Here is an 11,799-nt window from a genome sequence, read left to right on the forward strand (position 1 = left end):
CGCCATGCGCCCAGAGTTCGGCGCGACTTTCTTCAACCTGCCAGAGCCTCTGGCATTTGTGCGATTTTCATCTGGCAGATCACCCATGACCCTGCAACTGAATCACTTTATCGAGGGCGCTTTGGTCCCTGCCTCGGACCATGCCCGCATGAGCCTCGTCAGTCCTGTTGACGAACTGGAATATGCCACCGCAGCGCGCGGCACGTCCGAGGACGTGCAGCGCGCCGTAGCGGCTGCGCATGCCCAATTGGAAAGCGGCGCCTGGAAGCTACTCAGCGGAGCGCAACGCGGCCACCTGCTGAGCAAGCTGGCCGACCTCGTCGAACGCGACACTGCGCTGTTGGCCGACATGGATGCCAATGCCATCGGACGCTCGCCGATGGAGCCCCGCATGATGGACGTTCCCAATGCCGTGGCCAACTTGCGTGCCGCAGCGGGCTGGGCCAACCAGCTTGAAGGCCGCGCCATCCCTACGGGCGGCTATATGGGGAATCGGACGCTCTCATACACGATCCGGGAGCCGATCGGCGTGGTCGGTGCCATCCTGCCGTGGAACTCGCCCCTGATGATCACGACATGGAAGCTGGCCGCTCTGTTGGCGGCGGGCTGCACCGTGGTGGTGAAGCCGTCAGAGGAAACGCCCCAATCCGCGCTGCATCTGGCTCTCCTCGCGCAGGAGGCGGGCTTTCCCGACGGCGTGATCAACGTGGTCACGGGCTACGGTGAGGTGGTCGGCCGTGCGCTTTGCGAGCATCCCGACGTGGCGAAGATCAGCTTTACTGGAAGCCCCGAAGCGGGACGGGCCATCCAGCGCATCGCAGCTCCGTTGTTCAAGCGAATCACACTGGAACTGGGTGGCAAGAGTCCGCAGATCGTATTTGATGATGCCTCCATGGAGGAGGCACTGCGCGGCTGCGCCATGGGCCTGTTCGTGAATCAGGGGCAGGTATGCGCGGCTGGATCGCGGATCCTCGTGCAGCACGGCATCGCCCGCGAATTCGCGGCTGCATTGGCGGAGGCGGCGAATTCCATCACCGTGGGGGATCCGCGCCAACCCGGTGTGCAGATGGGCCCAGTGGCCAAGAAGGCGCAGTTCGACCGTGTGAATCGCTACGTGCAGATTGGCCTCGACGAAGGCGCCGAACTCCTTGCCGGCGGTGTGTCGCAGCCTGAGAGAGGATGGTTCGTGAAGCCCACCATATTCGCCAACGCAACAAACTCAATGACGATTGCGCGGGAAGAGATTTTTGGTCCCGTGGGGACGATCATCGTCTTCGACACCGAGAAGGAAGCCATCGATCTGGCCAACGACTCCGCCTATGGCTTGGCCGCCACAGTGTGGACCGGCCACCTCGCGCGCGCTCACCGCGTCGCAGCCGCCCTCAAGGTCGGAGCCGTTGGCGTGAATTGCTGGAGCCCTCTGGATGCGAACCTGCCATGGGGTGGACTCAAGACGAGCGGCATTGGCCGCGAGGGCGGGTTGTCCGGTGCCCTCGCGTATACCGAAGAAAAGGTTGTCACTGTGCTGTTGCCAAACTGACCTTGGTGCTGCAGTCAAAAGAAGAAGGAGATTGCGATGGGTTGGCGCAACAGAATCGACGCTTACGGAAATGCCTCAATGCTGTTCCATTGGTTCACAGCGGGGGCATTCATCACCGCCTATGTGATTGCGTACTATGTGATCTGGATAGTCGATCCGGAAACAAGTATCAAGCCGGCACTCTTCGGCATCGCTCCGGAGCCTGACCGGGTCATCCCGCTCCTCAATATCCACTGGATTCTGGGTATCTCCATCGGCGTGCTCACGCTGCCGCGGCTCGTCTGGCGGCTCTGGGGAGGCGTCCCCCACCACGTCCCCGGTTCACGCCTGGAACATCTCGCCGCGGACGTGGCCCATTGGGCGCTGTACGCCTTCCTCATCCTTATGCCCGTGACAGGCTACATGACGACGTATCACCCGACTGATTTCGGGCTCTTCGTGATTCCGGCATGTCGAGACACGGCCTTTGCGGCCTGGGTCCGGGACCTCTTCGGCCTGAGTGTCAAAGACCTGGAAGACATCATGTGGTCGATTCACAGCTTCTGCGGCAAGTGGCTGGCATGGCCGCTGGTGGTGCTGCACGTCGCTGCGGCTCTTGTGCATCACTTCGTTCGCAAGGATGCCGTGCTGCGGCGGATGCTGCCGTTGAAGCCGCGACCCCAGGTCGTTCCGGCGCACGCCCACCCGGAAAAACGCTGCAACCCCTGATGTGCAAGAGCTCCGGCGCGGTTCGACCGGCCGATGCCCGGCGCGGAAATGGACGGGGTCAGAAGACCGGGGTCATGGAGGATCGTTTCATGCAAGAAGCTCGGAACCTGCTGTTCCTGTCCGCGGTGGTCTGCATTGCGCAGACCAGCTTGGCACAGCCCTCTGTTGCTCAACTGCCCACCGTGCAGGTGACGGATACGCAGGCCGAGGCCGGCAGCACCCTGTCGCTCGATGCGCCCAACAGCACCGGCTCCCGCCTGGGCCTCACTGCACGCGAGACACCGGCCAGCGTCAGCCGTCTGGAGGCGGCCGACATCGCCGAGCGTGATCTCACGCGTGCGCAGGACGTGGCCGTGCGCATGCCCGGCATCAGCGAAGCGCCCGCTCCGGGGAATGGCGGAACCAGCTTGATTGCGCGCGGCTTCGTCGGCCACAACTCGGTGGCCCAGTTGATCGACGGAACACGCCTCACCGTCGCAGCAGGCACCGTCACCTATCCCTTCTCGACCTGGCCCATGGAGTCAGTCGAGGTCCTGCGAGGCCCTGCGTCGGTGCTCTATGGCGATGGAGCCATCGGCGCGGCCGTGAACTATGTGACCAAACGCCCCGGCTTCGAGCGCACCCAGCGCGAGGCCTTCCTGAGCGTTGGCTCCTTTGGCGCTGTGCAAGGGGGCGTGGGCCTGCGCGGCCCCATCAACGATGTGCTGGCTTATTCGGTCTACCTCGATGCAGAAAGAAGCGACGGCTATCGCCAGTTCATGGATGTGCAGCGCCGCAACTACGCGCTGGCACTGGCGGTGCGCGCGAGCCGCGACATGAGCGTGACCCTCTCCCTCGACGGCGGCGTGAACGACGACGCGCGCTACTTTGGTACACCGCTGCGCAATGGTGTGTTGGACCAGCGGCTGCGCCGGACGAACTTCAACGTCTCCGACTCAGTGGTCAAGTACAACGACCGCGTCTGGCGCGCCAAGGTGGACTATCAGGTCGCCGCCGGCCTTCGCCTGCGCAACGAGACCTACCACCTCACCACCGCCCGGCACTGGCGCAACGCCGAGGACTACAGTTTCAGTACCCCGGGAACCAGCGTGGACCGCAGCGATTACCTGGAGATCCTGCACGACCGGGAGCAGACCGGCAACCGATTCGACGCGACCTTCGACGGCACGCTGGGCGGCTTGAAGAACCGCTTCATCGTGGGCCTGGACTGGTACCGTACCCGGCTCGTGCACACCAACAATTCGCCCTATGGGGGCGCCAGTGCGGTAGACCCCTACAACTTCGCGCCTGGCGTCTTCATCAGTCCTGTTCCCACCATTCCGGGCCGCGCGTCAGAGCTGGAGACCACCGCCTTGTTTGCCGAGAACGCGCTCGACCTGAATCGGGAGTGGAGGCTGGTGGCCGGCCTGCGCAGCGACCGCATGGAACTTCACAGCACGGACCTGCGCCGCGGCGTGAACCTGGTCAAGAAGTATTCGCCCATCACCGGCCGTCTTGGCGCCGTGTGGTCGCCCAGCGAGGCGCTCTCGCTCTACGGACAGTTCGGCACCGGCACCGACCCGCTTTCGGGCGCACTGTCGCTGCCCGGAGGCGGCAACACCTTCGATCTCACGAAGGGCCGCCAGGTCGAGGTAGGCGCCAAGGGCGCCGTGCCCGCCGTGCGCGGCGAATGGACGGTGGCACTGTACAAGATCGCAAAGCGCAACCTGCTCTCGCGCGATGCCGGCAATCCCAACGTCACGCAGCAGATCGGCCAGCAGTCGTCCACCGGCATCGAGCTGGCCTTCGCGGCCGAGCCCGTGCGCGGCTGGACGATCGACGCCAATGCCGCCTTCCTGCGGGCGCGCTACGACGACTTCAGGGAACTGGTCTCGGGCGCCCTGGTCTCGCGCGACGGTATGACGCCCACCGGCGTGCCCGAGCGCACGGCCAGCATCTGGACAACGTGGCGCTTCCTGCCGCAATGGCAGTTGGGCTTCGGCGCGCGCTACGTGGGTGAGAGCCAGGGCAACACCGCCAACACCACGAAGCTGCCGTCGTACGTGGTACTCGACGCGTCGCTGGCCTACGAACATTCACCCAACCTCAGGTTCAGCCTGTCCGTGAAAAACCTGGCCAATCGCGACTACGCGCTGACAGGCACCGCCAATACAAGCTGGCTGCTGGGTACTCCGCGCACAGTGCAACTCACGGCGCGAGCGAGCTTCTGATCCGCGCCTGCTGTACGGCAGGCGCGGATTGGGGAATTCCCTAGCCTCAGGACGAACTGCCGTTTTGGGCTAAGGCCACATCACGAAGCGGCCTAACCTTGGCATGCATCGCGATGGCGCAGTGGCATTTTGAGAAGCCACAGATCAATACAAGAGTGGAGACACCCGCAATGAGACATCCGAGGTTATCGCCGTCCTCAATCAGAAGGCGCCTCGTGCTGGCAGTGATCGCATCGGGCCTGCTGCCATTGACTGCATCGGCACATCACTCCTTTGCCATTTTCGACAGAACCAAGACCACCGCGGTCAAAGGCCTCGTCGGTCGGTTCGACTGGACGAATCCCCACGTGACGATCTACGTGGATGCAGAGGGAACGCCGGCCCAGCGATACAAGGTCGAGACCGGAAGCATCAACGCCCTGGCCAGATCGGGCTGGAAATCCGATTCGATCAAGGTTGGCGACAAAGCAGAGGTGTCGTTTCACCCGCTGAAGAACGGTGATCCTGGAGGGTTGCTCATCGAGATCAAGATCGGCAGCGTGGTTCTGACGGGGGGAGGATGATGACGCGCCACCCAGCCCTTTGTACTGAGACCGACGACATCCGCCGGGTGGAGATATCGATATGACAATGACACGACGCTCTCGTGCGGGCTTGCTGGCCCTGTTCATCGCCGCAGCTGCCGCAGTGACGTTCATCGCCTCCGAACGCGGTGGTGGTCCTTCAGAAGCGCAGAAGCTCGGCATCAGCGGAACGTGGGAAAGAACACCGGACGACTGGTTTGGCGAGGATCCGGACAACCCTGTATTGCCAGGCGGAAAGATCGACCTGAAAGATCCCTTCCTCAGTGAATACGAGACGCTGAAAAAAAAGCAGGCTGAGGCCAACGAAGCCGGGACCCCGCTTGCCACAACGAGCAGCAAGTGCCTCCCGGAGGGAATGCCCACGCTGATGGCGGCGCTTTTTCCGATCGAGATTATTCAGAACAACAAGCAAGTGGTCGTGCTCGGCGAGTATCTCCAGCAAGTACGTCGCATCCTGTTGACCGAACCGATGCCGTCAAAGGACAACCTGGAGGCCACGTTCCAAGGGCAATCGCGCGGGCGGTGGGAGGGCGACACGCTCGTGGTGGAGACCCAAGGTATTCGGCCCGAGGCGCGGCTGTACGACGTTCCGCATGGGAAGGACATGAAGATCACGGAGCGAATCCGGCTCAAGGATCCCGATCATCTCGAGAACCAGATCGTGATCGAGGATCCGGAAGTTCTTAACGCGCCGTATCGCTTCACCTTCGAATACAAGAGGTCCGACTACAGGATCCAGGAATACGTCTGTGAGAACAACCAGATCGTGATCGACAGCGAGGGAAAGACCGCCCTTCGTCGCAACTGACACCGCCGCCCTGCCCCCTCACTCCATCCCAAGAGCGGACGTACTGAAATGAATTGGATCTCGAGCGGTCTGATGCGTGCCGTGCTGCAAAGCGCTTTGGTTTCGCTCAGCGTTTCCGGGCTGTCGTGGGCGGAGGTTCCCACCACGCCCACGATCGTGGCAGTCCCCCCCTCCGGCAAGGCGCCCTTGTCTTCGGCGCAGCGCAGGGGCACGGAGTACATCGACCTGGCGCGCCACGGGTATGTCGAAGAGGAGTACTACCTTTCGGGCATCGCGCCAGCCATCACCGCCGCAGGCGAGACGCTGCTGCAAGCCCCATATACCACGCGCATTCTCGTGCGCAAGCCGATCGACCCGGCACGCTTCAATGGAACCGTGGTGATCGAACCGTTCAGCTGGTTCGGCGAGCGTGGAGCCGGCTGGATCCTCACCCGCGACTACCTGCTGCGGCGAGGATACGCCTACGTCGGCTACACGCTGAACATCAACAAGCCAAAGCGTGATCCCAAGTTCATCTCCGAAATGGCGGCGGAGGAAGCCGACGGCATCAGGCAGTACGGCCGGATCGTGAACTTCGACTTCATGCGCCGGTACGACTACGCACGCTACGCACCGCTGGGCACGTACTCCGATCCCGAGCGCTTCAAGCGCGGTAGCGTTGCCGATCCCTTCGTTCCGCAATCGCAGGCCATTGCGGCGCAGCTTGCGATGGCGTTGAAATCCAATGCGCCACAAAGTCCGCTCACCGGACTCGAAGTTCATCGCGTGTATGTCAACAGCTGGGCCGTGACGGCCCAGGTGTGGATGGACTATCTCGACCAAGGGCGTCACCAGCAATGGCGGATGCCCGATGGTGGTCCCCTGATCGACGCCTACATGACTGGCCGCATGGCCTACGGCGAAGTCGGGGGTGACGCCATTCGCGTACCTCGCAAGATGCCCGACGGCGTGCCATTCGTGACGGTCTACAGCCAGTCCGAATTGATGCACGACGCGATCGAGGGCATCGAGCTGCCGCCGGACACGGACAGTCCGAAACTTCGCTACTACGAAGTGACCGGCATGCCGCATCTGCGCCTGGCGGACCTCGGCACGGAGCATTCGGAGCGCCTGGCCGCCGATGTCGGCAAAGGTCGCGATCCTCGCTGCCAGACCTTGTACGACGAGCCGGTCGAAATGCTTGCCTCGGCCTTGCTCGACGGCATGGACCGCTGGGTCCGCGAAGGTACAGCGATGCCCAAGGCGCCACGGGTGGCACGCAAGGGCAAATCGGTGGTGCGCGACCCCGCAACCGGCAACATGCTCGGCGGCGTCCGCCCCCCCTGGATCAGCGTGCCATCCAGCCGCTACATGACCGACCAGGAGACCCGCTGCGGCCTGATCTACGACACCAAGATTCCGTACTCGCGTACGCAGCTGCGCAAGCTCTACGGAACCGGTGAAATCTACGCAAAGAAGTTCGAGGAGGCCAAGGCGCTGTCTGTCAAGGAGGGTTATCTCCTTCCCGAAGACGCCGCGAGCTTGCGCCCGATCGCGAAGCCAGGTGACTTCTGACGAGAAGTTCCATGGTCCCGGCCTGCCAGGCAAGCCAATCCTGATTCTTTTCATTGAAAGGCGACAGATGTCCTCGGAGACCTTCATCGCGTGGCTCTATGAGTCCGCGCCCAGCACCATGATCCGGGACGTGTCCTGGATCGTTCCGACCGTGCAGTGCATCCACATCATTGCGATCGCCGTGATCTTCGGCTCGGCATTCGTTTCCGATCTGCGCCTTGCAGGCGTACTGGCCACGGATGAGTCCCCGGGCAAAGTCGTTCGCCGCTATTTCCCGTGGATGTGGCGCGCGCTCATCGTGCTGCTCCTCACCGGGCTGGTCATGAGCATCGGTGAGCCTGAACGCGTTCTGACGAACTCGACGTTCTGGCTCAAGATGGTGCTGGTCGTTGCCGCCTTCACGTTGACCTGGCTCGCGCGGCGTCCGCTCCTGTCTCCGGACGCGGAGGGCAGTGGCGCTCGATGGGCACACCTCGTCAAGCCGATCTCCTGGCTATCGCTTTTCCTGTGGTGCTGCGTGATCGTCTGCGGCCGATGGATTGCCTACACGATCTAGGTCGCCTCCTCTTTGACGCAACGCTCACCGGTACCTTCCATGGTCATTCAATCCATCCTCCAAGCCGTTCAAGATTCCCGGCTTTCGACTTTCATCCGAGAGACCGGTGTGGCATTTCCGGCGCTCGAGTCAGTGCATGTGATTGCGATCACGCTGGTGCTCGGAATCATTGCCATTGTGGATCTGCGGCTCATCGGCTGTGCCTCGCACCGCTGCAGCGCCCATCGGCTGATGCAAGAGCTGCTGCCATTTACCTGGGTGGCCTTCATCGCCTCCGTGGCGACGGGCCTGCTCATGTTCGCATCGAATGCCACTACCTACGCCGAGAACAGCCTGTTCTGGTGGAAGATGACCATCCTGGTCTTCGCCGGCATCAACATGGCGATCTTCCATCTGGGCATCTATCGCCGGATCGGCGAATGGGACGAACTGCTGCCGCCGCCGCGCGCGGCGCGCGCCGCGGGATTGAGCTCGATGGGGTTGTGGATCGTTGTGATTGTTCTCGGCCGATGGATAGGATTCTCCTCGTGAGCGCGGGAGGCAGTCTCGTGGGGCGCAGCATCCGGCGGGCGTTGGGTGACTCGGCCTTGAAAGGTGGGAGCGCTCGACTCTGGACCGTGCGTCCCCTCACCGGCAGGCTTGAAACGCTCATGATGCCTCTGCTGTTCGTGGCGATGGTCGGCAGCCTGGCAGGCTACGTGCTGTTGCGCCCCGCCCATCCTGACCCCCCGAAACCCCTCAGCTGGCAGATCAGGTCCTTCGACGGCCTCGGGCCCGCCGACCAAGCCATTCACGGCGCGCTGCTGCCCGCCTCGGAAGAGATCATCTGGTTCAACAACGACACGGGCGGCTGGATCACCCTCGCGGACGCCCAGCGGATGCTGCTCCCGCCCTTCTATCAGGACACCTTCTGGAAGGCGAATGGGGAGGTGCATTGGCAATTGATCCTCCCCGGCGCTCACCAGCCCCATGCCAGCCAGCCCGGCGCAGAGAGCGGCCATCGTGAGACGCCTGCCGCGGCGGCGCCGAACGCTGTGTCCGAAGGCACGCAGGGTCAGGGTGCCACCGTCTACTACGGCTCTGCTGGCAAGGCGCCGGCCCAAAGCGCCTACCTGCTGGTGATCGGACATGCGCACGCGGGGGTGATGTGGGCGAACCAGGCCACCATCTGGATCCATCCCGATGCCCTGGCGCCCTACCCCGAGATCGTCAAACCCGAAGCACTGGTCGGCAAGGGATGGCGGCAAGTCATCGCCTATAACGGCGCGAGTGAAGTCGAGCGCATCAAGGAGGCTCGATGACGGCCACGTCGAAGAAGCTTTCGCTGCGCCGGCGCGGGACGACGATGTGCCTGCTGCTTCTAGGGTGCGGATTGGTCGGCCCGGCACTGGCCGCGGGTAAAAAGCTCAAGGTGGGCGTCACCTTGCACCCCTACTACAGCTTCGTCGCCAACATCGTCGGAGACAAGGCAGAGGTGGTCCCGCTCATCGCGGGAGATGCGAATCCGCACAACTATCAGCCGCAGACGGAAGACATCACGCGTGCCATGTCACTCGATGCGCTGGTGGTCAACAGCATCGGGCACGACGAGTGGGCCTTCGAGATCGTCAAGGCAGCCGGACGCAAGGGGACGCTGCCGCTCATCTACGCCAATGCTTCGGTGGCGCTCATACCGATCGCGGGGGACCAGGGCGACGCCAAGGTCGTCAATCCCCACACCTTCGTGTCCACCACCGCGGCCATCCAGCAAGTGTTCGAAATCACCCGGCGCCTGGGAGAGCTCGACCCGGACAACGCCGCCGCGTACCGGCGCAATGCCGCCGCCTATGCGGCGCGGATCCGGGGGCTGCGTGCGGAGTTCATGACCCGTTTTGCCAGTCTCGACCTGTCGTCGTTCCGATGCGCCACGACACACGCGGGCTACGACTACCTGATGCAGGAGTTCGGCCTGACCGTGACGGCGGTCATCGAGCCGCGCCATGGCGTTGCGCCGACCGCGCGCCAGCTCGCCAACACGGTCGATGCCATCAGGAAGGCGAACGTCCGCGTGCTCTTCGCTGAAAAATACTTCTCCATCGGCCTGGGCAAGCCAATCGAGGAAGCCACGGGCGTGAAGATCTTTGCGCTCTCTCACATCACCGGCGGACCGTACACCGCGGACCGGTTCGAAGTGGAGATGCGCGAAAACCTCCAAACTTTGGCCTCGGCCATCGAGTCCACGCGCCGTTGAAGGAGAAAGACCGATGCGTGGCCCGGCCCTGGTATTCGAGCATGTCACCCTTCAGTTGGGTGGAACGCGTGTTCTGGACGACGTGACGTTCCGCGTCGAGGCCGGTGCGCTGCACTGCCTGGTCGGCCCGAACGGCGGCGGCAAGACCTCATTGGCCCGCGCCCTGTTGGGCCAGATGCCGCATTCGGGGCATATCCGCCTCGAAGGTGATGTGGTGGGTCCGATCGGCTACGTTCCTCAGTTGCCGGAGTTCGACCGCAACTTGCCGATGACGGTGGATGACGTCATGGCGCTCCTCAGTCAGCGCAGGCCCGCCTTCATGGGCGCCTCCCGACCGGGCCGGGAAGCATGCGCCGCGGCCCTGCAGCGAACCGGCGTCCAGGTCTCAGGCAGGCGCCCCTTCGGAGCCCTCTCCGGCGGGGAGCGGCAGCGCGTCCTGTTGGCACAGGCCCTGAATCCGGCGCCATGGCTGCTGGTTCTTGACGAGCCCACCACCGGTGTCGACAGGCCGGGCATGCGGCTGCTCGAGGATCTGGTGGCCGAACTGCATGCGCGTGGGGTCACCATCCTGTGGATCAATCATGACCTGGATCAGGTGATGCGTCTCGCCCAGTGCGTGACCAGCATCAATGGTCAAGTCCTTTTCCATGGCTCTCCCGCCGAAGCACTCGACTGGACGCATTTTCGGTAAGAGACCAGCCAATGACGCCCGTATACGAATTCATTCGCAACCAGTTGCAGGCACTCGCCGAACGAGGTGCCTTGCCAGAGCCGTTCCAGTATGAGTTCCTGATCAATGCGCTGCTGTGTACGTTGCTGATCGGCCCGCTGCTGGGGGTGCTGGGCTCGATGGTCATGATCAAGCGGATGGCATTCTTCAGCCAGGCTGTCGGCAATGCAGCCATGACGGGCGTGGCCATCGGGGTGCTCATCGGCGAGTCCTACACGTCGCCCTATGTCTCGATGTTTGCCTTCTGCCTGCTGTTCTCTCTGACGCTCAAGTACGCACAGCACCGCACGACGTTGTCCAACGACATCCTGATCGGCGTCTTCCTGTCGATCTCGCTGGCCCTGGGGGCCTCGCTGTTGCTGTTCGTGTCCGCAAAGATCAATACCCACGTCATGGAAAGCGTGCTGTTCGGCTCCATCCTGGCGGTCGACCACACCGACATGAACGTGCTGCTTGTCGTCACGGTGATCTGCGCCTGCATTGGACTGCCGATGTACAACGCGATGCTGCTGGCCAGCATCAACCCGAGCCTGGCACATGCAAGGGGCGTGCGGGTGCGCTTTGTGGATTATGTATTTGTCGCCATGGTCACGCTGGTGACCGTGGCCTGCCTGAAGATCATTGGTGCCGTGCTCGTCGAAGCTCTTCTTCTCATTCCGGCGGCGGCAGCCCGCAACGTCAGCCGCTCACTGGGTGAATTGGTCGCGCGCTCGGTCGCCATCGCGACGGTGTCCTGCGTGCTCGGCATCCTGCTGCCGATGCAGCTGCATATCCCGGTCCCCACGGGCGGGGCGATTGTCCTCGTCGCTGCGGCGATCTTCGTCTTTACCTCCGTCGTTCGAGCCCGCGCGCCCCGGTTCCGAAGCGCTGGCATCTAGA

At 63.2% G+C, this 11,799-nt stretch carries 12 protein-coding genes; all 12 read left to right on the forward strand.

Going from position 1 to position 11,799, the window contains the following annotated elements; genetic code table 11:
• Positions 1-85: 85 nt before the first annotated feature.
• The 12 genes from IB278_RS04925 to IB278_RS04980 all read left to right on the forward strand — a co-directional run bounded on the left by IB278_RS04925 (position 86) and on the right by IB278_RS04980 (position 11,798).
• Positions 86-1,540 carry an aldehyde dehydrogenase family protein gene (locus tag IB278_RS04925; protein WP_192322826.1) on the forward strand — a complete coding sequence of 485 codons (1,455 nt, stop codon included), beginning with the start codon at positions 86-88 and terminating at the stop codon, positions 1,538-1,540.
• A 36-nt stretch (positions 1,541-1,576) separates the two neighbouring features.
• A complete protein-coding gene (locus tag IB278_RS04930) occupies positions 1,577-2,248 on the forward strand; it encodes a cytochrome b (RefSeq protein WP_192322827.1) in 672 nt (223 codons plus the stop codon).
• A gap of 89 nt (positions 2,249-2,337) precedes the next feature.
• Entirely contained in the window at positions 2,338-4,458 is a 2,121-nt protein-coding gene (locus tag IB278_RS04935; RefSeq protein WP_225612722.1) for a TonB-dependent receptor, read from the forward strand.
• Positions 4,459-4,673: 215 nt separating this feature from the next.
• Entirely contained in the window at positions 4,674-5,021 is a 348-nt protein-coding gene (locus IB278_RS04940) for a DUF6152 family protein (RefSeq protein ID WP_209499599.1), read from the forward strand.
• Positions 5,022-5,082: 61 nt separating this feature from the next.
• Positions 5,083-5,850 (forward strand): hypothetical protein, encoded by a 768-nt coding sequence (locus IB278_RS04945; protein ID WP_209499600.1) that lies wholly within the window; start codon positions 5,083-5,085, stop codon positions 5,848-5,850.
• Positions 5,851-5,922: 72 nt separating this feature from the next.
• A complete protein-coding gene (locus IB278_RS04950; protein WP_209499601.1) occupies positions 5,923-7,404 on the forward strand; it encodes an alpha/beta hydrolase domain-containing protein in 1,482 nt (493 codons plus the stop codon).
• The gene (locus IB278_RS04955; RefSeq protein ID WP_318646669.1) at positions 7,394-7,960 is read left to right on the forward strand and encodes a DUF6644 family protein; all 567 of its coding nucleotides are present in this window, start codon (positions 7,394-7,396) and stop codon (positions 7,958-7,960) included. Before IB278_RS04950 ends, IB278_RS04955 begins: the two co-directional genes overlap by 11 nt.
• Before the next feature lie 39 nt (positions 7,961-7,999).
• Positions 8,000-8,491 (forward strand): DUF6644 family protein, encoded by a 492-nt coding sequence (locus IB278_RS04960; protein WP_145745778.1) that lies wholly within the window; start codon positions 8,000-8,002, stop codon positions 8,489-8,491.
• Positions 8,492-8,610: 119 nt separating this feature from the next.
• Positions 8,611-9,261, forward strand: coding sequence for a hypothetical protein (locus IB278_RS04965; protein ID WP_192322830.1), 651 nt, complete (start codon positions 8,611-8,613; stop codon positions 9,259-9,261).
• The gene (locus IB278_RS04970) at positions 9,258-10,190 is read left to right on the forward strand and encodes a metal ABC transporter solute-binding protein, Zn/Mn family (protein WP_192322831.1); all 933 of its coding nucleotides are present in this window, start codon (positions 9,258-9,260) and stop codon (positions 10,188-10,190) included. Before IB278_RS04965 ends, IB278_RS04970 begins: the two co-directional genes overlap by 4 nt.
• 13 nt (positions 10,191-10,203) lie before the next feature.
• Entirely contained in the window at positions 10,204-10,881 is a 678-nt protein-coding gene (locus tag IB278_RS04975) for a metal ABC transporter ATP-binding protein (RefSeq protein WP_192322832.1), read from the forward strand.
• 11 nt (positions 10,882-10,892) lie between these two features.
• Positions 10,893-11,798: a metal ABC transporter permease gene (locus IB278_RS04980; protein WP_145745781.1), complete on the forward strand. Its 906-nt coding sequence runs from the start codon at positions 10,893-10,895 to the stop codon at positions 11,796-11,798.
• The last annotated feature ends 1 nt before the right edge of the window (position 11,799 follow it).

The sequence above is a fragment of the Variovorax sp. VRV01 genome (assembly GCF_014852545.1).
GTDB lineage: Bacteria > Pseudomonadota > Gammaproteobacteria > Burkholderiales > Burkholderiaceae_C > Variovorax > Variovorax beijingensis_A.